Source organism: Klebsiella pasteurii, from assembly GCF_018139045.1.
GTDB lineage: Bacteria > Pseudomonadota > Gammaproteobacteria > Enterobacterales > Enterobacteriaceae > Klebsiella > Klebsiella grimontii.
Genome location: NZ_CP073236.1, coordinates 2371362 through 2395278, shown reverse-complemented (window position 1 = coordinate 2395278; position 23917 = coordinate 2371362). Strand labels below are relative to the sequence as shown.

At 55.4% G+C, this 23917-nt stretch carries 25 protein-coding genes and 2 pseudogenes; 16 read left to right on the top strand and 11 right to left on the bottom strand.

The window, feature by feature from the left end; translation table 11 throughout:
* Positions 1 to 3 precede the first annotated feature (3 nt).
* The 9 genes from KCG39_RS11180 to cysM all read left to right on the top strand — a co-directional run bounded on the left by KCG39_RS11180 (position 4) and on the right by cysM (position 7558).
* Positions 4 to 429 carry a GNAT family acetyltransferase gene (locus KCG39_RS11180; RefSeq protein WP_004104360.1) on the top strand — a complete coding sequence of 142 codons (426 nt, stop codon included), beginning with the start codon at positions 4 to 6 and terminating at the stop codon, positions 427 to 429.
* A complete protein-coding gene (locus tag KCG39_RS11175; protein ID WP_004123385.1) occupies positions 416 to 865 on the top strand; it encodes a DUF2919 domain-containing protein in 450 nt (149 codons plus the stop codon). Before KCG39_RS11180 ends, KCG39_RS11175 begins: the two co-directional genes overlap by 14 nt.
* 63 nt (positions 866 to 928) lie before the next feature.
* A complete protein-coding gene (locus KCG39_RS11170) occupies positions 929 to 1504 on the top strand; it encodes an RpoE-regulated lipoprotein (RefSeq protein WP_004123384.1) in 576 nt (191 codons plus the stop codon).
* A 96-nt stretch (positions 1505 to 1600) separates the two neighbouring features.
* Positions 1601 to 2500: a Dyp-type peroxidase gene (locus KCG39_RS11165; RefSeq protein WP_004123382.1), complete on the top strand. Its 900-nt coding sequence runs from the start codon at positions 1601 to 1603 to the stop codon at positions 2498 to 2500.
* 219 nt (positions 2501 to 2719) lie between these two features.
* A complete protein-coding gene (gene cysP / locus KCG39_RS11160; RefSeq protein ID WP_004123380.1) occupies positions 2720 to 3736 on the top strand; it encodes a thiosulfate/sulfate ABC transporter substrate-binding protein CysP in 1017 nt (338 codons plus the stop codon).
* Complete coding sequence (cysT, locus tag KCG39_RS11155; protein WP_004123378.1) at positions 3736 to 4569, top strand: sulfate/thiosulfate ABC transporter permease CysT; 834 nt, start codon at positions 3736 to 3738, stop codon at positions 4567 to 4569. The genes cysP and cysT overlap by 1 nt, the downstream gene beginning before the upstream one ends.
* Complete coding sequence (cysW, locus tag KCG39_RS11150; RefSeq protein WP_004123376.1) at positions 4569 to 5444, top strand: sulfate/thiosulfate ABC transporter permease CysW; 876 nt, start codon at positions 4569 to 4571, stop codon at positions 5442 to 5444. The genes cysT and cysW overlap by 1 nt, the downstream gene beginning before the upstream one ends.
* On the top strand, positions 5434 to 6528 hold the full coding sequence (gene cysA / locus KCG39_RS11145; protein ID WP_004123374.1) for a sulfate/thiosulfate ABC transporter ATP-binding protein CysA: 1095 nt from the start codon (positions 5434 to 5436) through the stop codon (positions 6526 to 6528). The genes cysW and cysA overlap by 11 nt, the downstream gene beginning before the upstream one ends.
* A 118-nt stretch (positions 6529 to 6646) precedes the next feature.
* Positions 6647 to 7558, top strand: a complete 912-nt coding sequence (cysM, locus tag KCG39_RS11140) for a cysteine synthase CysM (protein WP_211811601.1) — start codon at positions 6647 to 6649, stop codon at positions 7556 to 7558.
* On the opposite strand, the gene KCG39_RS11135 is transcribed toward cysM, so the two are convergent.
* The 5 genes and pseudogenes from KCG39_RS11135 to ptsJ all read right to left on the bottom strand — a co-directional run bounded on the left by KCG39_RS11135 (position 7555) and on the right by ptsJ (position 11298).
* Positions 7555 to 7959, bottom strand: a complete 405-nt coding sequence (locus tag KCG39_RS11135; RefSeq protein ID WP_004123370.1) for a YybH family protein — start codon at positions 7957 to 7959, stop codon at positions 7555 to 7557. The genes cysM and KCG39_RS11135 overlap by 4 nt on opposite strands.
* A 45-nt stretch (positions 7960 to 8004) precedes the next feature.
* A pseudogene (locus tag KCG39_RS11130) lies at positions 8005 to 8490 on the bottom strand (glutamine amidotransferase-related protein); the annotation flags it as partial.
* A gap of 33 nt (positions 8491 to 8523) precedes the next feature.
* A protein-coding gene (locus KCG39_RS11125) for an IS3 family transposase (RefSeq protein WP_208431119.1) occupies positions 8524 to 9659 on the bottom strand; the annotation gives its coding sequence in 2 pieces (ribosomal slippage) (positions 8524 to 9413 and positions 9413 to 9659; 1137 coding nt in all).
* A gap of 104 nt (positions 9660 to 9763) precedes the next feature.
* A pseudogene (locus KCG39_RS11120) lies at positions 9764 to 9985 on the bottom strand (glutamine amidotransferase); the annotation flags it as partial.
* A 14-nt stretch (positions 9986 to 9999) separates the two neighbouring features.
* Positions 10000 to 11298 (bottom strand): MocR-like B6 salvage transcription factor PtsJ, encoded by a 1299-nt coding sequence (gene ptsJ, locus KCG39_RS11115; RefSeq protein ID WP_123828982.1) that lies wholly within the window; start codon positions 11296 to 11298, stop codon positions 10000 to 10002.
* Positions 11299 to 11380: 82 nt separating this feature from the next.
* Between ptsJ and pdxK the strand changes: the two genes are divergently transcribed.
* The gene (gene pdxK, locus KCG39_RS11110; RefSeq protein ID WP_004123362.1) at positions 11381 to 12247 is read left to right on the top strand and encodes a pyridoxine/pyridoxal/pyridoxamine kinase; all 867 of its coding nucleotides are present in this window, start codon (positions 11381 to 11383) and stop codon (positions 12245 to 12247) included.
* Positions 12244 to 12483 carry a hypothetical protein gene (locus tag KCG39_RS11105; RefSeq protein ID WP_004123360.1) on the top strand — a complete coding sequence of 80 codons (240 nt, stop codon included), beginning with the start codon at positions 12244 to 12246 and terminating at the stop codon, positions 12481 to 12483. Before pdxK ends, KCG39_RS11105 begins: the two co-directional genes overlap by 4 nt.
* Before the next feature lie 40 nt (positions 12484 to 12523).
* Here KCG39_RS11105 and crr read toward each other — a convergent pair whose 3' ends face one another.
* The 5 genes from crr to cysZ all read right to left on the bottom strand — a co-directional run bounded on the left by crr (position 12524) and on the right by cysZ (position 17378).
* Complete coding sequence (crr, locus tag KCG39_RS11100) at positions 12524 to 13033, bottom strand: PTS glucose transporter subunit IIA (RefSeq protein WP_000522253.1); 510 nt, start codon at positions 13031 to 13033, stop codon at positions 12524 to 12526.
* A gap of 42 nt (positions 13034 to 13075) precedes the next feature.
* Positions 13076 to 14803, bottom strand: coding sequence for a phosphoenolpyruvate-protein phosphotransferase PtsI (gene ptsI, locus KCG39_RS11095; protein WP_004123358.1), 1728 nt, complete (start codon positions 14801 to 14803; stop codon positions 13076 to 13078).
* Positions 14804 to 14847: 44 nt separating this feature from the next.
* Positions 14848 to 15105, bottom strand: coding sequence for a phosphocarrier protein Hpr (ptsH, locus tag KCG39_RS11090; RefSeq protein ID WP_002913505.1), 258 nt, complete (start codon positions 15103 to 15105; stop codon positions 14848 to 14850).
* Positions 15106 to 15485: 380 nt separating this feature from the next.
* On the bottom strand, positions 15486 to 16457 hold the full coding sequence (cysK, locus tag KCG39_RS11085) for a cysteine synthase A (RefSeq protein WP_004123356.1): 972 nt from the start codon (positions 16455 to 16457) through the stop codon (positions 15486 to 15488).
* 159 nt (positions 16458 to 16616) lie between these two features.
* The gene (gene cysZ, locus KCG39_RS11080; protein ID WP_004123354.1) at positions 16617 to 17378 is read right to left on the bottom strand and encodes a sulfate transporter CysZ; all 762 of its coding nucleotides are present in this window, start codon (positions 17376 to 17378) and stop codon (positions 16617 to 16619) included.
* Positions 17379 to 17608: 230 nt separating this feature from the next.
* On the opposite strand from cysZ, the gene zipA reads away from it, so the two are divergent.
* The 3 genes from zipA (at position 17609) to KCG39_RS11065 (ending at position 20923) form a co-directional block, all read left to right on the top strand.
* Complete coding sequence (gene zipA, locus KCG39_RS11075) at positions 17609 to 18613, top strand: cell division protein ZipA (RefSeq protein WP_185910496.1); 1005 nt, start codon at positions 17609 to 17611, stop codon at positions 18611 to 18613.
* Positions 18614 to 18687: 74 nt separating this feature from the next.
* The gene (ligA, locus tag KCG39_RS11070; RefSeq protein ID WP_142468020.1) at positions 18688 to 20712 is read left to right on the top strand and encodes an NAD-dependent DNA ligase LigA; all 2025 of its coding nucleotides are present in this window, start codon (positions 18688 to 18690) and stop codon (positions 20710 to 20712) included.
* Complete coding sequence (locus KCG39_RS11065) at positions 20705 to 20923, top strand: DUF3820 family protein (RefSeq protein ID WP_004123346.1); 219 nt, start codon at positions 20705 to 20707, stop codon at positions 20921 to 20923. Before ligA ends, KCG39_RS11065 begins: the two co-directional genes overlap by 8 nt.
* Here KCG39_RS11065 and KCG39_RS11060 read toward each other — a convergent pair.
* Positions 20920 to 21918 carry a bile acid:sodium symporter family protein gene (locus KCG39_RS11060; protein WP_004123343.1) on the bottom strand — a complete coding sequence of 333 codons (999 nt, stop codon included), beginning with the start codon at positions 21916 to 21918 and terminating at the stop codon, positions 20920 to 20922. The genes KCG39_RS11065 and KCG39_RS11060 overlap by 4 nt on opposite strands.
* Before the next feature lie 89 nt (positions 21919 to 22007).
* Between KCG39_RS11060 and KCG39_RS11055 the strand changes: the two genes are divergently transcribed.
* Together KCG39_RS11055 and xapA are read left to right on the top strand one after the other, a co-directional pair.
* Positions 22008 to 22934, top strand: a complete 927-nt coding sequence (locus KCG39_RS11055; RefSeq protein ID WP_004123340.1) for a LysR family transcriptional regulator — start codon at positions 22008 to 22010, stop codon at positions 22932 to 22934.
* A gap of 122 nt (positions 22935 to 23056) precedes the next feature.
* A complete protein-coding gene (gene xapA / locus KCG39_RS11050; protein WP_004123338.1) occupies positions 23057 to 23890 on the top strand; it encodes a xanthosine phosphorylase in 834 nt (277 codons plus the stop codon).
* Positions 23891 to 23917: the final 27 nt, after the last annotated feature.

Here is a 23917-nt window from a genome sequence, read left to right as displayed (position 1 = left end):
ACCATGGAGATACGCGTTTTTCGCCAGCAAGATTTCGAAGAGGTCATTACCCTGTGGGAGCGTTGCGATCTCCTGCGACCATGGAACGATCCGGAAATGGACATTGAACGTAAGCTGAACCACGATGCCAGCCTGTTTCTGGTCGCCGAGGTTAACGGGGAAGTGGTCGGCACGGTGATGGGCGGTTATGACGGTCATCGCGGGTCTGCCTATTATCTTGGCGTGCATCCTGAATATCGCGGACGCGGTATTGCTAACGCGCTGCTTAACCGGCTGGAGAAAAAGCTGATAGCCCGCGGTTGCCCGAAAATAAACATTATGATACGCGAAGATAATGACGTGGTGCAGGGGATGTACGAACGCCTTGGCTATGAGCATTCAGATGTACTGTGCCTCGGCAAGCGCCTAATTGAAGATGAAGAATACTGAGTTTATCCCCGCCGATTTTGATACCCACGGCCGCCTGCGTTTGCCGTTTCTTTTTTGGTGCGTACTGCTGCTTCAGGCGCGAACATGGGTGCTGTTTCTGATGGCCGGCGCGTCACGGCAGCAGGGCGACGCGCTGCTGAATCTGTTTTATCCGGACCACGATAATTTTTGGCTGGGATTGCTCCCCGGCATCCCGGCGGTGCTGGCGTTTATTATTAGCGGGCATCGTCAGCGCTTTCCCCGGCTCTGGCCCCTGATGCGCTGGTTGCTGGCGCTTTCCCAGCTATTGCTGTTGGTCTGGCAACCACTGCTGTGGATGAGCGGCGAATCGCCCTCGGCGGTGACCATCGGCCTGCTGGCGGCGGATCTTTATGCGCTCTGGTGGCTGTTAAGCAGCCGTCGGCTGCAGGCCTGTTTTCGCGAAGAACAGGTTTAACGGCACTTTTTGCCGATCGCGCACTCCAACATGCGTTGAATAAATCAGAAAGGACACTCAGTCATGAAATCGCTACGTTTATTTCTCTGCGCATTACCGCTGGCTTTAACCGGCTGCTCGACGATGAGCTCGGTTAACTGGTCGGCGGCCTATCCGTGGAACTGGTTTGGTTCCTCCACGGAAGTGACCGAACAGGGCGTAGGCAACCTGACGGCGTCAACGCCGCTGAACGAACAGGCGATCGGCGATGCGCTCGGCAGCAGCTACCGCCTGCGCAGCGGCATGAAAACGGCTAACGGTAATATTGTGCGCTATTTCGAAGCGTTAAAAGATGGCAAGGTCGCGCTGACCATTAACGGCGAGAGCGGGACTATCAGCCGCATCGACGTGCGCGATAGCAATATCAAAGCCGCCAGCGGCGTGAAAATTGGTACCCCGTTCAGCGATATCTACAGCAAGGCGTTTGGCAACTGCCAGAAAGGCAGCAACGACAACGGTGCCGTGGTGGAATGCAAGGCCGAGGGCAGCCAGCATATTAGCTATGCTTTCACCGGCAACTGGAGCGGTCCTGAAGAGTTAATGCCCTCCGACGACACGCTGAAGAACTGGAAGGTGAGCAAGATTATCTGGCGCCGCTAATTTGATCTGAAGTGATTCGAGGTCCTGAAAAAGCGGGTACAATAGCGCCTTAAAAAAGCCACAGCGTTGTGGCTGTCCTATTTTTCAGGAGGAGCGATGTCTCAGGTTCAGAGCGGCATTTTGCCGGAACATTGCCGTGCGGCGATTTGGATTGAAGCAAATGTCAAAGGCGATGTTGACGCCCTGCGTGAAGCCAGCAAAGTGTTTGCCGATAAGTTAGCCACCTTTCAGGCGAAATACCCGCAAGCGAAGCTGGGGGCGGTGGTGGCTTTTGGCCATAACGTCTGGCGCCAGCTGAGCGGCGGCGTTGGGGCCGAAGAGCTAAAAGACTTTCCGGCCTACGGCAAAGGTCTGGCGCCGTCGACCCAGTACGATGTGCTGATCCACATTCTCTCCGCGCAGCATGAGCTGAACTTCTCTGTGGCGCAGGCGGCCATGTCTGCTTTTGGCGCAGCAGTTGATGTTAAAGAAGAGATTCATGGCTTTCGCTGGATTGAAGAGCGCGATCTGAGCGGCTTTGTCGACGGTACTGAAAACCCGGCCGGCGAAGAGACGCGCCGTGAAGTGGCGGTGATTCAGGATGGCGTCGATGCGGGCGGCAGCTACGTATTCGTGCAGCGCTGGGAGCACAACCTCAAGCAGCTTAATCGCATGAGCGTCCCTGACCAGGAGATGATGATCGGCCGCACCAAAGAAGCCAACGAAGAGATTGACGGCGACGATCGTCCGGACACCTCTCACCTGAGCCGCGTGGATCTGAAAGAAGAGGGAAAAGGGCTGAAGATTGTCCGTCAGAGCCTGCCGTACGGCACCGCCAGCGGTACCCACGGCCTCTACTTTTGCGCTTACTGCGCCCGTCTGTACAACATTGAGCAGCAGCTGCTGAGCATGTTCGGCGATACTGACGGTAAGCGTGATGCGATGCTGCGTTTTACCAAACCGGTGACCGGCGGATACTACTTCGCGCCTTCGCTGGATAGACTGCTGGCGCTGTAAGATTTCCCCTCTCCCCACAAGGGGAGGAAACCGTTCGGCACCGCAGGCAAGCGTCGAACGGTTTCCGGTTCTGAATGCGTGATTCAGATAAGCTTTGCCATTTCCTTATTCTCTTTTCGACTTCCAAATCGCCAAACGGTATATAAAACCGTTACTCCTTTCATAGCCGTTATAAATATGATGATCAGCAGAAAATCATCATATTGATAAGGGTGCGCAATGGCCGTTAAATCATTAACAAAAGGATATCTGGCGCTGGCTGCTTCTGTGCTGCTGGTTGCGCAGGCGCAGGCGACGGAACTGCTGAACAGTTCCTACGATGTTTCCCGCGAGCTGTTTGCCGCCCTTAACCCGCAGTTTGAACAGCAGTGGGCGAAAGATAACGGCGGCGATAAGCTGACGATTAAACAATCTCATGCCGGGTCATCAAAACAGGCGCTGGCGATTCTGCAAGGGCTTAAGGCCGACGTGGTGACCTACAATCAGGTGACCGACGTCCAGATTCTGCACGACAAAGGCAAACTGATCCCGGCGGACTGGCAAAGCCGTCTGCCGAATAACAGCTCGCCGTTTTACTCGACGATGGGATTCCTGGTGCGTAAAGGCAACCCGAAAAATATCCACGACTGGAATGACTTAGTGCGTTCCGACGTGAAGCTGATTTTCCCGAACCCGAAGACCTCCGGCAATGCCCGTTACACCTACCTGGCTGCCTGGGGGGCCGCGGACAAAGCTGACGGCGGCGATAAAGCGAAAACCGAGCAGTTTATGACTCAGTTTCTGAAAAACGTCGAGGTGTTTGATACCGGCGGGCGCGGCGCAACTACCACCTTTGCCGAGCGTGGGCTTGGCGATGTGCTGATTAGCTTCGAGTCTGAAGTGAATAACATTCGTAAACAGTACGAAGATCAGGGCTTTGAGGTGGTCATTCCTAAAACCAATATCCTCGCTGAATTCCCGGTTGCCTGGGTGGATAAAAACGTGCAGGCCAACGGAACGGAGAAAGCGGCGAAAGCCTACCTGAACTGGCTCTATAGCCCGCAGGCGCAGACGGTCATCACGGACTATTACTATCGCGTGAACAACCCGAAAGTGATGGATTCCCTGAAAGAGAAATTCCCGCAGACCGAGCTGTTCCGCGTGGAAGATAAATTTGGTTCCTGGCCGGAAGTGATGAAAACCCATTTTGCCAGCGGCGGTGAGCTGGACAAACTGCTGGCGGCGGGGCGTAAGTAATGTTTGCAGTATCGACTAAACGCGTGCTGCCGGGCTTTACCTTAAGCCTCGGGACCAGCCTGCTGTTCGTCTGCCTGATCCTATTGTTACCGCTCAGCGCGCTGGTGATGCAGCTTGCCCAGATGAGCTGGGCGCAGTACTGGGATGTGGTCACCAACCCGCAGGTGGTAGCGGCCTATAAAGTGACGCTGCTCTCGGCGTTTGTGGCGTCGATTTTTAACGGCGTGTTCGGTCTGCTGATGGCGTGGATCTTAACCCGCTACCGCTTCCCGGGCCGCACGCTGCTTGATGCTCTGATGGATTTGCCGTTTGCGCTGCCGACGGCCGTTGCCGGCTTAACCCTCGCGTCGCTCTTCTCCGTGAACGGGTTGTACGGCGAGTGGCTGGCGAAATTTGATATTAAAGTCACCTATACGTGGCTCGGTATCGCGGTGGCCATGGCCTTTACCAGCATCCCGTTTGTGGTGCGTACCGTGCAGCCGGTGCTGGAAGAGCTGGGCCCGGAATATGAAGAAGCGGCGGAAACCCTGGGCGCCACGCGCTGGCAGAGCTTTCGCAAGGTGGTGCTGCCGGAGCTTTCCCCGGCGCTGATGGCCGGCGTTGCGCTGTCCTTTACCCGCAGCCTCGGGGAGTTCGGCGCGGTGATTTTTATCGCCGGCAACATTGCGTGGAAAACGGAAGTGACCTCGCTGATGATTTTTATCCGTTTGCAGGAGTTCGATTACCCGGCGGCGAGCGCGATCGCTTCGGTGATCCTCGCTGCCTCGCTGCTGCTGCTGTACTCGATTAACACTCTGCAAAGTCGCTTTGGTCGACGTGTGGTAGGTCACTGATGGCGGAAGTTACGCAATTGAAGCGATACGATGCGCCCCGCATCAACTGGGGTAAATGGTTTCTGATAGGTGCGGGCGTGCTGGTTTCTGCCTTCATCCTGATTGTGCCGATGGTCTATATCTTCGTGCAGGCCTTTAGCAAAGGCCTGATGCCGGTGCTGCAAAATCTTGCAGACCCGGACATGCTGCACGCCATCTGGCTAACGGTCATGATTGCCTTGATTACCGTACCGGTAAACCTGGTTTTCGGTACGCTGCTGGCGTGGCTGGTGACGCGCTTTACCTTTCCAGGCCGTCAGCTGCTGTTGACGCTGCTGGATATACCTTTTGCCGTCTCGCCGGTGGTGGCGGGTCTGGTTTATCTGCTGTTTTACGGTTCTAACGGTCCGCTGGGCGGCTGGCTCGATGAGCATAACCTACAGATTATGTTTGCCTGGCCGGGCATGGTCCTGGCGACCATTTTTGTGACCTGTCCGTTTGTGGTCCGCGAACTGGTGCCGGTGATGATGAGCCAGGGCAGTAATGAAGATGAGGCGGCGATTCTGCTCGGCGCTTCGGGCTGGCAGATGTTCCGCCGGGTTACGCTGCCCAACATTCGCTGGGCGCTGCTCTACGGCGTGGTGCTGACTAACGCCCGCGCGATTGGTGAATTCGGCGCCGTGTCGGTGGTTTCCGGCTCAATTCGCGGCGAAACCTTATCGCTGCCGCTACAAATTGAACTACTGGAGCAGGATTACAATTCCGTCGGTTCCTTTACCGCCGCCGCCCTGCTGACGTTAATGGCTATTTTGACCCTATTTTTGAAGAGTATGGTGCAATGGCGTTTGGCCAATCAGGAAAAACGCGCGCAACTGGAGGGAAATCATGAGCATTGAGATTGCCAATATTAAGAAGTCTTTTGGTCGCACGCAGGTGCTGAATGATATCTCGCTGGATATCCCCTCCGGACAGATGGTCGCGCTGCTGGGGCCGTCAGGCTCCGGGAAAACCACGCTGCTGCGTATCATCGCCGGGCTGGAAAATCAGTCCAGCGGCCATATCCGTTTTCACGGTACCGACGTCAGCCGCGTGCATGCACGCGACCGTAAAGTCGGCTTCGTGTTCCAGCACTACGCGCTGTTTCGCCATATGACGGTGTTCGACAATATCGCCTTTGGCCTGACGGTACTGCCGCGTCGTGAACGACCAAATGCTGCCGGCATCAAGGCAAAAGTCACCAAACTGCTGGAGATGGTCCAGCTGGCGCATCTGGCGGATCGCTATCCGGCCCAGCTTTCCGGCGGGCAGAAGCAGCGCGTCGCGTTAGCGCGCGCGCTGGCGGTTGAACCGCAGATTCTGCTGCTGGATGAACCTTTTGGCGCGCTGGACGCCCAGGTACGTAAAGAATTGAGACGCTGGCTGCGTCAGCTGCACGAAGAGCTGAAATTTACCAGCGTATTTGTCACGCACGATCAGGAAGAGGCGACCGAAGTTGCCGATCGCGTGGTGGTCATGAGCCAGGGCAATATCGAACAGGCCGATGCGCCCGATCGGGTATGGCGCGAGCCGGCCACTCGTTTTGTGCTGGAGTTCATGGGCGAAGTTAACCGCCTGAAGGGAACCCTTCGCGGCGGTCAGTTCCACGTCGGCGCGCATCGCTGGCCGTTGGGCTATACCCCGGCGTACCAGGGGCCGGTCGATCTGTTCTTGCGTCCGTGGGAAGTGGATATCAGCCGTCGTACCAGCCTGGATTCGCCGCTGCCGGTACAGGTGCTGGAAGCGAGCCCGAAAGGCCACTACACCCAATTAGTTGTGCAGCCTCTCGGGTGGTATGACGAACCGCTAACCGTGGTGCATCAGGGTGAAGATGCGCCGCACCGCGGGGAACGCCTGTTTGTTGGCCTGCAGAACGCGCGTCTGTACAACGGCAATGAACGTATTGAGCCGCGCGAGGAGCTTGCTCTGGCTGAATCGGCCTGATAGCTTATTGCATAGTTTATCGCCCGGTGGCGCTTCGCCTATCGGGCCTACAGTTATCACTACGTCTTGTAGGCCGGGTAAGCGAAGCGCCACCCGGCTTTTTTATTGAGTAGAAATCGTGAATACACTCGAACACACCATCGGCAACACTCCTCTGGTCAAACTGCAGCGCATGGGGCCGGACAACGGCAGCGAAATATGGGTCAAACTCGAAGGCAACAATCCCGCGGGCTCGGTGAAAGACAGAGCGGCGCTGTCGATGATTGTCGAGGCTGAAAAGCGCGGAGAAATTAAGCCCGGTGATGTGCTGATTGAAGCGACCAGCGGCAACACCGGCATTGCGCTGGCGATGATCGCCGCGCTTAAAGGCTATCAGATGAAGCTGCTGATGCCGGACAACATGAGCCAGGAGCGCCGTGCCGCCATGCGCGCCTACGGCGCGGAGCTAATTCTGGTGACGAAAGAGCAGGGAATGGAAGGTGCGCGTGACTTAGCGTTAGAAATGGCACAGCGCGGCGAAGGCAAGCTGCTCGATCAGTTCAACAACCCGGACAACCCGGACGCGCACTACACCACCACCGGGCCGGAAATCTGGCGGCAGACCGACGGGCGGATCACCCATTTTGTCTCCAGTATGGGCACCACCGGCACCATTACCGGCGTATCGCGTTTTCTGCGCGAGCAGGATAAAGCGGTGAGCATCGTCGGACTGCAGCCGGAAGAGGGGAGCAGTATTCCCGGAATTCGCCGCTGGCCTGCCGAATATATGCCGGGTATTTTTAACGCGCAGCTGGTGGACGTGGTGCTCGATATCCATCAACAGGATGCCGAAAACACCATGCGGATGCTGGCGGTGAAGGAAGGGATTTTCTGCGGCGTCAGTTCCGGCGGCGCGGTGGCGGGCGCGTTGCGCGTTGCCCGCGAAAATCCCGGCGCGGTAGTGGTGGCGATCGTTTGCGATCGCGGCGATCGCTACCTTTCTACCGGTGTATTTGGCGAAGAGCACTTTACCCAGGGCGCGGGAATTTAAACTTCGGGCATGTCGAGCAGGTCGGTTCCGTAGGAGTTGTCCACGGTGCAGAGCCAGCGTTCGCCCTGCTGACGAAAGACATAGGTTGCGCGCCGCGTGACCTGTGTTATCCCGGCTTCTGTCGGGATATCCAGTCGGGTCTCCATAATCACCAGCGCATTATCGCCGCCTTCGATGATCTCCATTTTTCCCTGCGTCACCACCAGCCGGTGCTGGAAATAGTCGGCAATGGCGATAAACGCGTTGCGAATATTTTCTTTGCCTCTGACCACCATGCCTGGTTTGACGACAAGCGCGGCGTCTTCAGCGTAATATTCCATCAGTGTTGCGTAATCTTCCTGGGAGATAGCGCGATCGCAGGCTTCGATGGCGGCTTTAAGTTGCGGGTTGGGATTGTGCATTTCTGGCGATCCTCGCATTGTCGGGCTTGAATAAAAGCGTTTTGCTTACTTTGCCGTCAGCTTATCAAGGAACACCCATAGCTTCTCATTCATTTCGCGATAATCCCAGGCGCGCATCTCCTGTTCACTGCGAATGAAACGCCTGCCTCTGGCGGCGCTGAGCTCCAGCTGTGAATGAGAGATCAGCAGCTCGATGACCTCAGCATCAAACTCCATGTGGCACTGGAAGCCATAGACCCGGTCGCTGTATTTCACAATTTGCCGCGGGCAGCCTTCGCTGGAGGCCATCACTTCCGCCTCTGGCGTCAGGCCAGGCATATCGTTATGCCAGTGGCCGACGACCAGCGAGGGGCCAAAATGGGCCAGTTTGTCATCCTGCAGACCTGCGGTGGTGAGCGTGATAGGATAGTGGCCGACCTCTTTTTCTGGACTCTGCATAACCGGCGCGCCCAGCGCTTCACCGATAAGCTGCGAGCCGAGACAAATCCCCACCACGATCCGCCCGGCGGCAATGGCCTGTGCAATCAAATGGACTGACCCCACAACAGTAGACATTTCCTGTCCTCACGACGAGGCCTGTTCAAAGGCCTCCGGACTGACGCCGCCGAGGTGGCTGTGACGCCGGGTCCGGTTGTAGAACACTTCAATGTAATCGAAGATATCCGCCCGGGCCAGATCCCTGGTTTTATATATGCGTTTTCTGATCCGTTCTTTTTTCAGCGAACTGAAGAACGATTCGGCCACCGCATTATCCCAGCAGTTGCCACGCCTGCTCATGCTCGGCGCCAGGTTATTGGCCCGGCAGAAGCGCTGCCAGTCGTCACTACCGTACTGGCTGCCCTGATCGCTATGTACGATAACCTCGCCGTCCGGTTTTCGACGCCACACGGCCATCATCAGCGCGTCGAGCGCCAGTTCGCGTGAGAGAGTGGGTTTCATCGACCAACCGACCACATTACGGGCGAAGAGATCGATAACCACCGCCAGATACAGCCAGCCCTGCCAGGTGCGGATATAAGTAATATCGGTGACCCAGACCTGATTGGCCCGGACAACGGTAAACTGCCGCTGCACACGATTAGGCGCAACCACTGAAGGTCGGCCAGCGATACGACGCGGAGCTTTATAGCCGCGCACGGCTTTAATCCGGTTCAGTTGCATAATGCGGCCCACCCGGTTTTTACCGCAGATTTCCCCGATTTCGTTCAGGTCGCCATGAACCCGGCGGTAACCGTATACGCCTCCGCTCAGTGAATAGGAGTCACGGATAAGCGTCAGCAGACGCTGGTTATCTTTATCCCGCGCGGAGACCGGGTTATGCAGCCACGCATAAAACCCGGCCCGGGCAACGCACAACACCCGACACATCGTCATGACACCCCATACAGAGCGGTGCTCATTGATAAAGCGGTACTTCAGTCGGGCTCCCTTGCAAAGTACCGCGCGGCCTTTTTCAGTATGTCCCGTTCTTCCTCAGTGCGCTTCAGTTGGGCCCTGAGCTTCAGGATCTCGCTTTTCGCTTCCAGTAAATCACGGGCATGCTGCTCGCTGTTATCGGGTTTAATAGCCCGTAACCACTTATAGAGACTGTGTGCTGAAACGCCCAGCCGGTCAGAAACTTCGGCGACGGAATAACCGCGTTCCGTTATCTGACGGACGGCTTCTTCCTTAAATTCAGGTGTAAATCGTGGTGTGCCCATACGCTCCTCCTATGCTCAAACTATAGGGCAGGATCGTCTACCGGGGCGGGGTCAGTCCAACTATAGGGCAGGATCGTCTACCGGGGCGGGGTCAGTCCAAAACGCTGCTCGGCGTGGCTATCAAACCAGGGGCACTCAGTTAATGTTGTGCGCGGAGATTGTGGGCCGCCGAGCACAACCAGCATATCAAAAGCATCGGCGTTTTCCGGGAGCGCATCTCCCGCATATACCCGCGACCAGCTGGTACCGTAGCCGCGCGCCTGCGCCCAGCGCAGGTAAGCCCCCGGCGCTTCAAAGACTTCATGGACGATAAAGTGGATCTGCATAGCGTTAACTCCCGTCACTGTTGTTGTAATACCTGGTATAAGTCATTGGCGAGCTTATTAATTTCATTATCGTTAAGCGTTGCAAGCGACAACCGCAGCCCGTGCGCTGGGGCGCGAATGCCGAACGTTTCGCCTTCGCGAACCAGCCAGCCGGCGTGCGCCAGACGGAGCGCCACCGGCTGGCTCGGCTCCTGCAGCGGGAACCAAAAATTAAGCCCGTCTCCTGGCGTCAGGTGGGTGATTCCGCGGCTGGCGAGGGCGGCAATCAGCTTTTCATGCTGCTGACGATAGTGGCGCCGGGTTTCCGCCAGAGAGGCCATAAAGGCGTTGTCGTTAAGGCAGGCGATGACCAGATCCTGCAACAGATGGCTGACCCATTGGCTACCGGAATTAAGCCTCAGTCGCAGCGCCGCCGACGTGTCGGCGTCGCTGGCGACGATGGCCAGACGCATATCCGGCCCCAGGGTTTTTGACAGGGAGCGTACCAGCGCCCAACGCTGGCTTTCCACGGCGATAGGGGAGTACCAGGGCGTGGCGGAGAGCAGCGCGAAATGATCGTCAACAATTACCAGAACCTGCGGATAGCGGGCCAGTATTTGGCGTATTGCCCGGGCGCGGGAATCGCTGAGGCTACAGCCGGTCGGATTGTGCGCGCGCGGGGTGATAATGACCGCCCGGGCGCCGTTGCGCAGCGCCTCTTCAAGGGACTCAGGTTGCATGCCTTCCCCGTCGACCGGCACCGGGGAAGGGTGAAAACCGGCATAGCGCAGCATATTGATGCTGCTGAGAAAGCAGGGATCTTCAATGGCCACGCTATCGCCGGACAGCAGCAGGGCGCATAGCAGGCGCTCAAGCGCATCGACGGCGCCGCTGGCGAGGTTAATCTCGGCGTCCATCTCCAGATCCGGGTTAACCCAGCGGCTGGCCCACGCGGCCAGCCGAGGCTCAACCGCCGCATCGCCGTACAGACGGGGCGTTAAAGCAATCGCACCGAGGGAGTGCTTGAGGTCCGCCAGGCGAGCGGGATCGGGATTACCGCTGGAAATATCCTTCAGCGGCGAAGAGGGATCGCCCCCTTCAATGGCGGGAAGAGTATTATGCGTTTTAATGGCGGTGCCATTACGCCCTTGACTGATGGCCAGACCGGAGGTTACCAGGCGCTTATAGGCGGCAGCGACGGTATTGCGATTAACCGCCAGCTTGCCAGCCAGCTCGCGGACCGGCGGCAAAATATCGCCAGGCTTGAGCGCGCCGCTTTGTACCAGATGGCGGATGTTATCGAAGATCTCACTGGCAGTTTTTCCAACGATCATTATTGACCTATGACAAAATGAATTTTAGCATAGGACGAATGATAATCAGAGTCTGACTCGCTGTCCAGCGGGAGGAGAAAGGATGGATCAGCAAGATGAAATACAATCGGTGCTCTTTAACGATAAAAGCCGGGCGCTGCAGGTCGATATTGTGGCCGTGCAGTCGCAGGTGGTCTACGGCAGCGTAGGCAACAGTATTGCGATACCGGCGATAAAGCAGCATGGCCTGCGGGTCATCGCGGTGCCGACGGTGCTGTTCAGCAATACGCCGCACTATGATACTTACTATGGCGGCGTTATCCCGGAAGAGTGGTTTGCCGGCTATTTAAAGGCGCTGGAGGAGCGTGACGCGCTCCGCGAGCTGCGGGCGGTAACGACCGGCTATATGGGCAGCGCCGTGCAGATTAAGCGTCTGGCGCAATGGCTGCTGCGCATTCGCGAGCACCATCCTGAACTGTGTATTATCGTTGATCCCGTCATTGGCGATGTGGATAGCGGCATCTACGTCAAGGCCGAGATCCCTGAAGCCTACCGTGCGCATTTGCTCCCGCTGGCTCAGGTGATCACGCCCAATCTGTTTGAGCTGGAGACGCTAAGCGGCCTGCCTTGTCATAATCAGCAGGAGGCGATTATTGCCGCCCGTAGTCTGCTCTCTGATTCACTGAAATGGGTCGTTATTACCAGCGCACCGGGAGCGGATAGCGCCACGATCAACGTGCTGGTGGTTAGCGCAGAGTCGGTCGAGGTGATCGAACATCCGCGTGTAGAAACCGACCTTAAGGGAACGGGCGATCTTTTTTGCGCCGAACTGGCCTGCGGCCTGGTGGGCGGAATGCCGCTGGGCGACGCCGCTAAAGTCGCCGCGCAGCGGGTGCTGGCGGTTATGACGTGGACCGATGAACAGGGCTGCGATGAGCTCATTCTGCCGCCGAGAGGGGAAGGAGTATGAAGAGCTATCGCTTAGTGGTGCGTCAGCAGGGAAGAGTCGTCGGTCATTTTGAAACGACCGGCAGCGAAGCGCTGGAAGATATCTGCGAAATTGGTTCGCTCTTTGGCGCCGTGGGTGGATATCAGTGTGATTTGCTGGTTTCTGATAGCGAGAAGCGGATTCTGGAAAGCAGTCCAGAAGGGATGAAAATACTTTCGCGAGAGAAGCGCTACCGGCCGTTTAAAGCGGCGATATAAAAAAATGGCGCCGAGAGGCGCCATTCTTCTGCGGCAAGAATTACTTCTTGATGCGGATAACCGGAGTTTCACCCACGGTTACGCTACCGGACAGTTTGATCAGCTCTTTGATCTCGTCCATGTTGGAGATAACAACCGGAGTCAGGGTAGACTTGGCTTTCTCTTCCAGCAGCGGCAGATCGAATTCGATAACCGGGTCGCCGACTTTCACGCGCTGGCCTTCTTCAGCGATACGTTTGAAGCCTTCGCCTTTCAGTTCAACGGTATCAATACCGAAGTGAACGAACAGTTCAATGCCGCTATCAGATTCGATTGAAAAAGCATGGTTGGTTTCAAAAATTTTACCGATGGTACCATCTACCGGCGCAACCATTTTGTTGCCAGTAGGTTTGATAGCAATGCCATCACCCACAATTTTTTCCGCGAAAACTACATCCGGCACGTCTTCAATGTTGACGATCTCGCCAGAGAGCGGGGCAACAATCTCAATAGTTCCGGTGTCTTTTTTGTCATCAGAAACCAGAGATTTCAATTTATCGAACAAACCCATGATCTTCTCCTAAGCAGTAATTTGGGCCGCGCATCTCGTGAATTAGCAGATTGTTTTTTCTTCAATGAACTTGTTAACCAGCGTCATTAACTCGTCCGTTGTCGGTTGAGCAAGAGCCTGCTCTGCTAATACTTTCGCATCTTCGAAGTTCGTGTTACGGATAATCTTCTTGATGCGCGGGATGGAAATGGCGCTCATAGAGAACTCGTCCAGACCCATACCCAGCAACAGAAGTGTAGCACGTTCATCGCCCGCAAGCTCACCGCACATGCCAGTCCATTTGCCTTCAGCATGAGAAGCATCAATAACTTGCTTAATCAGCGTCAGCACGGACGGGGACATTGGCTGGTAAAGATGTGAAATCATATCATTACCACGGTCAACTGCCAGAGTATACTGCGTTAAATCATTGGTACCGATACTAAAGAAATCAACTTCTTTGGCTAAGTGACGAGCAATTGTCGCAGCGGCTGGGGTTTCCACCATCACGCCAATCTCAATGGACTCATCAAAAGCTTTACCTTCGTCGCGCAGTTCCTGTTTGTAGATTTCGATCTCTTTCTTCAGTGCACGCACTTCTTCAACAGAGATGATCATCGGGAACATGATGCGCAGTTTACCGAAAGCGGAAGCACGCAGGATTGCACGAACCTGGTCGCGCAGAATCTCTTTGCGATCCATGGCGATGCGCACCGCGCGCCAGCCGAGGAACGGGTTCTCTTCTTTCGGGAAGTTCATATACGGCAGCTCTTTGTCGCCGCCGATGTCCATGGTGCGAACGATAACCGCCTGCGAGCCGCACGCTTCGGCAACGGCTTTGTAAGCGGCGAACTGTTCTTCTTCAGTTGGCAGCGAGTCGCGGTCCATGAACAGGAATTCTGTACGATATAAGCCAACGCCTTCTGCGCCGTTACGCTCGGCACCTTCAACGTCGCGTACGGTACCGATGTTTGCGCAGACTTCAACCTGATGGCCGTCCAGCGTGATTGCCGGCAGGTCTTTCAGCTTAGCCAGTTCCGCTTTTTCTTCAGCGACCTGAGCCTGCAGGTTGCGCAGTTCTTCGATTTGTTGGTCGTTCGGGTTAACCAGAACCTGATTATTCACCGCGTCGAGAACCAGATAGTCGCCGTTTTTCACCTGGCTGGTCACGCTGCCGGTGCCCACGATGGCCGGCAGTTCAAGGGAACGCGCCATGATGGAGGTGTGGGAAGTACGGCCGCCTGCGTCGGTAATGAAACCCAGTACCTTGTTCAGGTTCAGCTGCGCGGTTTCAGACGGAGTGAGGTCAGCGGCAACCAGAATAACTTCATCCTGAATCGCGCTCAGATCGATGATGGCCAGACCGAGGATGTTGCGCAGCAGGCGCTTACCGATGTCGCGTACGTCAGCTGCACGCTCTTTCAGGTATTCGTCATCCAGTTCTTCCAGGGCAGTAGCCTGACCTTCGATAACTTCATTGGCTGCCGCATCGGCAGTCATATGCTTATCTTTAATCAGGGCTATGATTTCCTGCTCAAGCTCCTCATCTTCCAGCAGCATGATGTGCCCTTCGAAGATGGCTTCTTTTTCTTCACCGAAAGTTTCACCAGCTTTGGTTTTGATGACCTCCAGCTGGGCGGAGGCCTTGGAGCGGCCGTTCAGAAAACGTTCAACTTCCTGATCAACCTTATCGGCAGAAATTTTCTTCCGGTCGATGACAATTTCATCTTCTTTCAGCAGAAGAGCTTTGCCGAAAGCGATACCCGGGGATGCTAAAATGCCTGAAATCATAACCCTACCTTACTTGTGACTGATATTAAAAAGAACCCGTGAACTTACTCGAGTTCAGCCATCAGTTTAACCAGATGCTCAACTGCTTTCTGCTCATCTTCGCCTTCGGCAGAGAGAGTCACAACGGTACCCTGGGTCAGGCCCAGAGTCTGCAGTTTGAACAGGCTTTTGGCGCTGGCGCTTTTGCCGTTGGAGGTTACAGTGATCTCAGAAGTGAAGCCTTTTGCTTCTTTAACAAACTGAGCAGCAGGGCGGGTGTGCAGACCGTTCGGAGCGGTAATAGTAACTTCTTGCTGGAACATTATATTTCCCCAACTTATAGGTTTAGTGTTGTGGACCTAAAGTTTAGCCTAACGGCCAAACTTTAGCCTGTATCGTTAGCGCCGGCATCACGTATCCGGCTCCGGCACCAGCAGCGGTGAATCGCTGTGGAAACCTTCGGCCGTTAACGTCTACCACGTCATTAAACATTATGCCGCTAAAGGAAGACTTGAACCAAATCATAAAATCGATTCAGCTTATGGAAATCCAAATCGGAATAATTTCGCGCATCGAAATAAATGTGCTGGTTAAATACCAGACCCAACGAAGTGAATCAATGCCAGGAGGGGTAAAAGTTTGACGTGTGCCACAAAAAAGCACCTGAAAAGGTGCTTTTTTACACGATATTAACAAGCTGGCATTACTGTTGCAGTTCTTTCTCAGTGAAGAGATCGGCAAACAATGCGGTGCTTAAATAGCGCTCACCTGAAGAAGGTAGGATAACCACAATATTCTTATTGGTAAAGGATTCATCCTGCTGCAGCTTCAGCGCAGCGGCAACGGCGGCGCCGGAAGAGATCCCGGCCAGAATGCCTTCCTCTTCCATCAGGCGGCGCGCGGTGGAAATGGCTTCTTCATTGGTGATCGCAATCACTTTATCCACCAGTTTCAAATCCAGGTTGCCTGGGATAAAGCCTGCGCCAATACCCTGAATTTTATGCGGTCCGGGCTTAAGCTCTTCGCCCGCCAGCGCCTGGGCGATAACCGGGGAATCGGTGGGTTCAACGGCAACGGTAATTAGATCTTTTTTACCTTTGGTGCCTTTGATATAACGGCTCACGCCGGTCAGTGTACCGCCAGTACCGACGCCGGAGATAAATACGTCAACCTGACCATCGGTATCTTCCCAGATTTCCGGGCCGGTGGTTTTTTCATGAATTTCCGGGTTCGCCGGATTGCTGAACTGCTGCAGCAGGAGGAATTTTTCCGGATTGCTGGCGACAATCTCTTCGGCTTTCTGGATGGCGCCTTTCATGCCTTTAGCGCCTTCGGTCAGCACCAGATTGGCGCCCAGGGCCTTCAGCAGCTTGCGGCGTTCGATGCTCATGGTCTCCGGCATGGTCAGCGTCAGCTTATAGCCGCGCGCCGCAGCCACGTAGGCCAGAGCGATACCGGTATTACCGCTGGTCGGTTCCACCAGCTCAACGCCGGGTTTCAGCACGCCGCGTTTTTCGGCATCCCAAATCATATTGGCACCGATACGGCATTTTACGCTAAAGCTCGGGTTACGAGATTCTACCTTTGCCAGGATGCGCCCGTTACCGATGCGGTTCAGTCGTACCAGCGGCGTATGGCCGATAGTCAGGGAGTTGTCTTCAAAAATCTTACTCATGGCCCGTCCTTAACTGTATGAAATTTGGGAGTACGGCTTCAGCATACCCGCTTAAAGAATATGCGGAAGTAAGGATTTAGCATATCTATATTCGGAAGAGAAATAATGACAAGCCAGAAGTAATAAGGAGCGGCATAAGCCGCTCCGAAAGCGATAGCGCTACTTCCACATCGCGTGTTTGTCGCGGTAGCAATCAACCCACATTGCCGTCGCGCCGCAAATCGCGACGGGCAGGATGACCAGGTTCAGCACCGGGATCATGGTAAACAGGCTGGTCAGGGCGCCAAACTGCATATTGGTCACTTTACGCGTGCGCAGCGCCTGACGCATCGTTTTAAACGGTACCTTATGGTTATCAAAAGGATAGTCGCAGTACTGAATTGCCAGCATCCAGGCGCTGAACAGGAACCACAGCACAGGAGCTATGGTCTGGCCGATACCGGGAATAAAGTAGAGGATCAGCAAAACGATGGCCCGCGGGAGATACCAGGCGAACTTCTGCCACTCGCGCTTCATGATGCGCGGCACATCTTTCAGAATGCCGAAAACCCCGACGTCCGGCGGCGTCGCACCCGTCAGGCGCGCTTCAAGCTGCTCGGCCAGCAGGCCGCTGAAGGGAGCGGCAATCCAGTTGGCGATTGTCGAGAAGAAGTAGCCGAAGACAAGCAGAATCGAAATGACCACCATGGGCCACAGCAGATAGTTAAGCCATTGCAGCCATTCAGGAACATGGCTCATCAAAGAGGGGATCCAGCTGTCGAGACGGGTGAACAACCACCAGAATGCGCCGCCCATCAGAATAATGTTGACGAGCAAAGGGAGGAATACGTATCGACGTATCCCCGGCAGCCCGATCAGCTTCCAACCCTGCGAAAAGTAGTAGACGCCACTGCGCGGGGTCGTTACGGATGATGAAACCATAGTCAGGTAATGCTCCTTTTTTGACATCCAGGCTGAATGCCGGGCTATTTTATCGGGTTAGCAGACAATAACCAGTTAGGAAATGTTCGAAAAAACAGCAAAAAGCACGATTTAGTTCATCTTTATGTAGTGAAAGCCCCACACGCACTTGCACTTGATGTAATCGGCAAATACTCTTAGTGAGTAAATGTTTGCCGTGGTGGCAAGGTGTTAGAACAACAGAGAATATAATGATGCAGGATTTGCGTCTGATATTAATCATTGTTGGCGCGATCGCCATAATCGCTTTACTGGTGCACGGTTTTTGGACCAGCCGTAAAGAGCGCTCCTCGATGTTTCGCGATCGCCCACTGAAACGTATGAAGTCACGCGACGATGAAGAGTCGGAAGGCGACGACTTTAATGACGATGTTGAAGGCGTTGGTGAAGTCCGGGTTCATCGGGCCAGTCATGCGCCGAATGGCGTTCATGGGGAGCATGAAGCACCTCGTCAGCCGCAGCACCAGTATCAGCCTCCTTATGAGCGTCAGGCGCAGCAGCCACCTGTGCGCCCGGAAGAGCCTGTCCGTGCAGCGCAGCCGCCGCAACAACCGCCTGTTCACCCCCAGGCCCCGGTTCAGCAACCGCATCACGCCGTGCCGCCTCAACAGCCGGTGATGCAGCCGCCGCAGCAGGTCCAGCCGCCGCAGCCACAGCAACCTGTTCAGCATGTGCAGCAGCCGGTTCAACAACCTGCCGTCGCTCCAGAGCCTCAGCCGGCGCCAGAACCTCAGGCCCCTGCATCGCAGCAGGCCGCCCCGCAGCCTAAAGAGCGTAAGGAGACGGTCATCGTGATGAACGTCGCCGCGCACCATGGTTCACAGCTCAATGGCGAGCTGTTAATCAATAGCATCCAGCAGGCGGGTTTCAAATTTGGCGATATGAATATCTTTCATCGCCATCTCAGCCCGGACGGCAGCGGTCAGGTGCTCTTCAGCCTGGCCAATATGGTTAAGCCCGGTACCTTCAATCCGGACAGTATGGCGGATATGATGACGCCAGGGGTCACTATCTTTATGCAGGTTCCATCCTTTGGCGATGAACTGCAAAACTTTAAGCTGATGCTGCAGTCCGCGCAGTACATTGCCGATGAAGTCGGCGGCGTAGTACTGGACGATCAGCGTCGGATGATGACGCCGCAAAAACTGCGTGAATATCAAGATCGAATTCGTGAAGTGAAAGAGGCTAACGCCTGATTCATCTTCTTGCGTTTCATCTACTTATCCTGAACCCCCGCCCGTCGGGGGTTTTTTATCATTGATGGTGTGATATGGAATCGAACGAACAAAAACTGACTGAACTGCGAACCACGCTTCGCCATCATGAATACCTGTACCACGTCATGGATACGCCGGAAATTCCTGATGCTGAATACGATCGGCTGATGCGTGAACTACGTGAACTGGAAGCTCAACATCCTGAATTGATTACGCCCGATTCACCTACCCAGCGCGTCGGCGCCGCACCGCTAGCCGCGTTCAGCCAGATTCGCCATGAAGTGCCGATGCTGTCGTTGGATAACGTTTTCGATGAAGAGAGCTTCCTTGCGTTTAATAAACGCGTTCAGGATCGTCTGAAAAATACCGATGACCTGACCTACTGCTGTGAGCTTAAACTCGATGGCCTGGCGGTCAGTATCCTGTATGAAAACGGCGTACTGGTACAGGCGGCGACCCGCGGCGATGGAACAACCGGTGAAGATATCACCTCCAACGTACGCACCATTCGCGCTATCCCTCTGAAGTTACACGGTGACAATATTCCACAGCGGCTTGAGGTTCGCGGAGAGGTTTTCCTGCCGCAGGCAGGGTTTGAAAAAATTAATGAAGAGGCGCGGCGAACCGGCGGTAAAGTCTTTGCTAACCCGCGTAACGCGGCGGCGGGGTCTTTACGCCAGCTCGACCCGCGGATTACCGCGAAGCGTCCACTCACTTTCTTTTGCTACGGCGTGGGCGTACTGGAAGGCGGCGAGCTGCCGCGTAGCCACTCAGCGCGCTTGCAGCAGTTTAAGTTCTGGGGGCTGCCGGTTAGCGAGCGTGTAAAGCTCTGCCATTCGCCAGAGGAAGTGCTTACTTACTATCACAAAGTTGAAGAAGATCGGCCGAATCTGGGGTTTGATATCGACGGTGTGGTTATCAAAGTGGATTCGCTTGATCTCCAGGAGCAGCTTGGTTTCGTGGCCCGCGCGCCGCGCTGGGCAGTGGCGTTTAAGTTTCCGGCCCAGGAGCAAATGACTTTCGTGCGCGACGTCGAGTTTCAGGTTGGCCGTACTGGCGCCATCACGCCGGTAGCGCGTCTGGAGCCAGTACAGGTCGCCGGAGTTCTGGTTAGCAACGCAACGCTGCATAATGCTGATGAAATAGAACGCCTGGGGCTGCGCATCGGCGATAAGGTGGTTATTCGCCGCGCCGGGGATGTTATCCCTCAGGTCGTGAACGTCGTCCTCTCAGAACGCCCGGAGGAGACGCGTGAAATCGTGTTTCCCACGCATTGCCCGGTATGTCATTCCGACGTTGAACGCGTAGAAGGCGAAGTGGTGACGCGCTGTACCGGCGGCCTGATCTGCGGCGCCCAGCGTAAAGAAGCACTCAAGCACTTTGTCTCCCGTCGCGCCCTGGATGTGGAGGGGATGGGCGATAAAATCATCGATCAGCTGGTCGAAAAAGAGTATGTGCATACGCCTGCCGATCTTTTTCAACTGACGCCGGGTAAGCTTACCGGGCTCGATCGCATGGGGCCAAAATCAGCGCAGAACGTGGTGGATGCGCTGGAGAAGTCAAAAGAGACCACCTTTGCCCGTTTCCTTTACGCGCTGGGGATCCGTGAAGTCGGAGAGGCGACGGCAGCCGGTTTAGCGGCCCACTTTGGCACCATTGAGGCGCTGGAGCAGGCATCGATTGACGATCTGCAAAAAGTGCCTGATGTCGGGATTGTGGTCGCCACGCACGTGCGTAATTTCTTTGCCGAAGAGAGCAACCGCGAAGTGATTGCTCAGTTGCGTAAAGAAGGCGTCCGCTGGCCGGCGCCGGTGGTGGTCAATGCTGAAGAGATTGATAGCCCATTTGCCGGGAAAACGGTGGTTCTGACCGGTAGCCTGAGCCAGCTCTCCCGTGATGAGGCGAAAGCCCAGCTGGTTGCGCTGGGCGCGAAGGTGGCGGGCAGCGTGTCGAAGAAGACCGACCTGGTCATCGCCGGGGAGGCGGCGGGCTCTAAGCTTGCCAAAGCGCAGGAGTTGGGAATTGCGGTGATCGATGAAAACGAAATGCTGCGTCTGCTCGGAGAGTCGCGTGGATAAAGATCAGCTTATTGAGATTGCCAATACGGAAATGCCGTTTGGTAAATACAAAGGGCGGCGTTTAATCGATGTGCCGGAAGAGTATTTGCTGTGGTTTGCCCGTAAGGATCAATTTCCCGCCGGGCATCTTGGCGAGCTGATGGCGTTAACGCTATTGATTAAAACTGAAGGGCTGACCAGCCTGGTCGAGCCCCTTAAGCGCCCGCGTTAGGCTTCGGAGGCGCGGCTTTTCTCCTGCGCCTGTAACGCTTCGGCCTGGCGCTTATAGCGCCGCGCCAGCACCGCGCAGACCATAAGCTGAATCTGATGGAAGATCATCAGCGGCAGCACCATTATCCCCAGGATAGAGGTCGGGAAGAGAATATTGGCCATCGGAATGCCGTTCGCCAGGCTCTTCTTCGACCCGCAGAAGACAATCGTAATTTCATCCGCTTTATTAAACCCGCACCTGCGCGCCACAAACACGTTGATAGCAATTACAATCGCCAGCAGCACGATGCTGACAATAACGATAAACAGTAGCGATCCAATGCCGACTTTGTGCCAGATACCGTTAACCACCGCCTCGCTGAACGCCGAATAGACCACCAGCAGGATGGAGGTCTGGTCGGTTTTCGAGATCCATTTTTTATGTTTTGCCACCCAGTTGCCTATCCACGGGCGAGAGAGGTGCCCCAGCACAAACGGCAGCAGCAATTGCAGCATAATCTTGCCGACCTGCTCCAGACTTCCGCCCGCGCCGTGCAGATTCATCAACAGGCCGACCAGCAATGGCGAAATGAAGATCCCGAGCAGGCTTGAGGCCGAAGCCGAACATACTGCAGCCGCAACGTTGCCGCCCGCCAGAGAAGTAAACGCAATGGCCGACTGGACGGTGGCAGGAAGAATACAGAGGTAAATAAACCCGGTGTAGAGCGCCGGATCGACGTTAACGGGCGCCCACCAGGCGAACAGCACGCCAAGAACCGGAAAGACGATAAACGTGCTGCACATGACCCAGAGATGTAAACGCCAGTGGCTGCCCCCGGCAACAATCGCCTCACGCGAGAGTTTGGCGCCGTGCATAAAGAACAGCAGCGCGATCGCGGCGGTCGTTAAATGTTCGAAGAAAGGGACAAATCCACCGCGAGCAGGGAAAAAAGAGGCCAGCAGTACGACGGTGACTAACGTCAGGGTGAATGGATCAAGAATGCGGAAAAATTTCATAAACGCTCCTGAAAATCGATGCCGCTATTGTGCTTTCTTTAGTTTGAGAAATAAAATCGATTTATTGCATCTATTCATGAAAAAAAGAGATGAATTATTCGCTGCGTCAGTTAAAAGTTTTTGTGACCGTTGCCCGCGTTAAAAGCTTTAGTCGGGCAGGGGAGAGTATTGGTCTTAGCCAGTCTGCGGTAAGCCATAGCGTAAAAGAGCTGGAGCATCAGACCGGCGTACGCCTGCTTGACCGAACGACGCGTGAAGTGGTGCTCACGGAGGCCGGACAGCAGCTGGCGGCCCGGCTTGAGCGCTTGCTGGATGAACTCAATAGCACGCTGCGTGAGGCCGGTCGCGTCGGGCAGCAGCTGATGGGTACCGTCCGGGTGGCGGCCAGCCAGACCATTTCCGCCCATTTGATCCCACAGTGTATTGCCTACAGTAACCGGCGCTATCCGGAGATAGATTTCGTTCTGCACGATCGTCCTCAGCAGTGGGTGCTGGAGAGCATCCGCCAGGGAGAAGTGGATTTTGGTATCGTTATCGATCCCGGCGCCGCTACCGATTTACAGTGCGAGACGGTTCTCGCTGAACCATTCTTGCTGCTTTGTCGCAGCGATCACCCTTTTGCCGGACGGGACGCGGTGAGCTGGCAGGAACTACAGCCCCAGCGGCTGGTTTTGCAGGATTATGCTTCTGGCAGCCGTCCGCTGATTGATGCCGCGCTCTCAGGATTTGCTGTAACCGCGAACATCGTGCAGGAGATTGGGCATCCGGCCACGCTATTTCCGATGGTTGAGTCGGGGATAGGTATCAGCATATTACCCGCATTAGCGCTGCCGCTCCCGCAGGGAAGCCGTTTGCAAGTGAAGCGGCTGACTCCGGTAGTGGAACGCCAGTTGATGCTGGCGCGGCGCAAAAATCGCTCGCTGTCGACTGCCGCGGAAGCGCTGTGGGAGGTGGTGCGGCTGCAGGCGGCCCGGCTTACTGCCTTACGCGAGAACGACCCCTTGTATCAGAAATGAAATCAATAGCTTTTTGATATCAAACTTCCGGGAAAACTGTATTGGTAATCGATTGCGTCGCATCGTTATAACAAGATGGTAGCCAATCATTTTATCCATTCTTCAGTTTTTAAGGACAGCTTATGAGCGACACGCTTTTCTCACAGAACCCCTGGTATAGCGCCGATATTATTCGCGGATATAAGCCGGATTTTACGCCGCGGGTGGCCTTTATCCTGGGGTCGGGTCTTGGGGCGCTGGCGGAACAAATTGAAGATGCGGTGGCGATTTCCTACGAGAAGCTGCCCGGCTTCCCGGTGAGTACGGTCCACGGCCATGCCGGTGAACTGGTGTTGGGAAATCTGGCCGGCGTTCCCGTTGCCTGTATGAAAGGGCGTGGGCACTTCTATGAAGGGCGGGGTATGACGGTGATGACCGATGCTATCCGCACGCTAAAGCTGCTGGGGTGTGAACTACTGTTTTGTACTAACGCGGCCGGCTCTTTACGTCCGGAAGTAGGGCCGGGAAGCCTGGTGGCGCTCAGCGATCATATTAACACGATGCCGGGCACGCCAATGGTAGGCCTGAATGATGAACGTTTTGGCGAGCGTTTTTTTTCTCTGGCCAACGCCTATGATGCGGATTATCGCGCCGTTCTGCAGAGCGTGGCGGCGGAGGAAGGGTTTCCGCTGACCGAAGGTGTATTTGTTTCCTATCCCGGGCCGAATTTTGAAACGGCAGCAGAGATTCGCATGATGCAGATTATTGGCGGCGATGTGGTGGGGATGTCCGTTGTGCCGGAAGTGATTACCGCCCGTCATTGCGGATTAAAAGTGGTAGCAGTCTCAGCCATTACCAATCTGGCTGAGGGGCTGGGCGATGTGACATTATCTCACGCGCAAACCCTGGCGGCGGCCGAGCTCTCCCGACAGAACTTTATCAACCTGATCTGCGGCTTCTTACGCAAACTGGCCTGAAAGAATAATAAATATGACCCCGCTTGC

Coding starts and splice junctions, on each gene's coding strand:
- cysP (WP_004123380.1), top strand. CDS start 2,720: ATGGCCGTTAAATCATTAACAAAAGGATATCTGGCGCTGGCTGCTTCT.
- KCG39_RS11105 (WP_004123360.1), top strand. CDS start 12,244: ATGAAGAGCTATCGCTTAGTGGTGCGTCAGCAGGGAAGAGTCGTCGGT.
- zipA (WP_185910496.1), top strand. CDS start 17,609: ATGATGCAGGATTTGCGTCTGATATTAATCATTGTTGGCGCGATCGCC.
- KCG39_RS11170 (WP_004123384.1), top strand. CDS start 929: ATGAAATCGCTACGTTTATTTCTCTGCGCATTACCGCTGGCTTTAACC.
- ligA (WP_142468020.1), top strand. CDS start 18,688: ATGGAATCGAACGAACAAAAACTGACTGAACTGCGAACCACGCTTCGC.
- ptsH (WP_002913505.1), bottom strand. CDS start 15,105: ATGTTCCAGCAAGAAGTTACTATTACCGCTCCGAACGGTCTGCACACC.
- cysW (WP_004123376.1), top strand. CDS start 4,569: ATGGCGGAAGTTACGCAATTGAAGCGATACGATGCGCCCCGCATCAAC.
- crr (WP_000522253.1), bottom strand. CDS start 13,033: ATGGGTTTGTTCGATAAATTGAAATCTCTGGTTTCTGATGACAAAAAA.
- KCG39_RS11175 (WP_004123385.1), top strand. CDS start 416: ATGAAGAATACTGAGTTTATCCCCGCCGATTTTGATACCCACGGCCGC.
- cysZ (WP_004123354.1), bottom strand. CDS start 17,378: ATGGTTTCATCATCCGTAACGACCCCGCGCAGTGGCGTCTACTACTTT.
- KCG39_RS11135 (WP_004123370.1), bottom strand. CDS start 7,959: ATGCACAATCCCAACCCGCAACTTAAAGCCGCCATCGAAGCCTGCGAT.
- cysK (WP_004123356.1), bottom strand. CDS start 16,457: ATGAGTAAGATTTTTGAAGACAACTCCCTGACTATCGGCCATACGCCG.
- KCG39_RS11055 (WP_004123340.1), top strand. CDS start 22,008: ATGAATTATTCGCTGCGTCAGTTAAAAGTTTTTGTGACCGTTGCCCGC.
- xapA (WP_004123338.1), top strand. CDS start 23,057: ATGAGCGACACGCTTTTCTCACAGAACCCCTGGTATAGCGCCGATATT.
- KCG39_RS11060 (WP_004123343.1), bottom strand. CDS start 21,918: ATGAAATTTTTCCGCATTCTTGATCCATTCACCCTGACGTTAGTCACC.
- cysT (WP_004123378.1), top strand. CDS start 3,736: ATGTTTGCAGTATCGACTAAACGCGTGCTGCCGGGCTTTACCTTAAGC.
- KCG39_RS11165 (WP_004123382.1), top strand. CDS start 1,601: ATGTCTCAGGTTCAGAGCGGCATTTTGCCGGAACATTGCCGTGCGGCG.
- pdxK (WP_004123362.1), top strand. CDS start 11,381: ATGGATCAGCAAGATGAAATACAATCGGTGCTCTTTAACGATAAAAGC.
- KCG39_RS11180 (WP_004104360.1), top strand. CDS start 4: ATGGAGATACGCGTTTTTCGCCAGCAAGATTTCGAAGAGGTCATTACC.
- ptsI (WP_004123358.1), bottom strand. CDS start 14,803: ATGATTTCAGGCATTTTAGCATCCCCGGGTATCGCTTTCGGCAAAGCT.
- ptsJ (WP_123828982.1), bottom strand. CDS start 11,298: ATGATCGTTGGAAAAACTGCCAGTGAGATCTTCGATAACATCCGCCAT.
- cysA (WP_004123374.1), top strand. CDS start 5,434: ATGAGCATTGAGATTGCCAATATTAAGAAGTCTTTTGGTCGCACGCAG.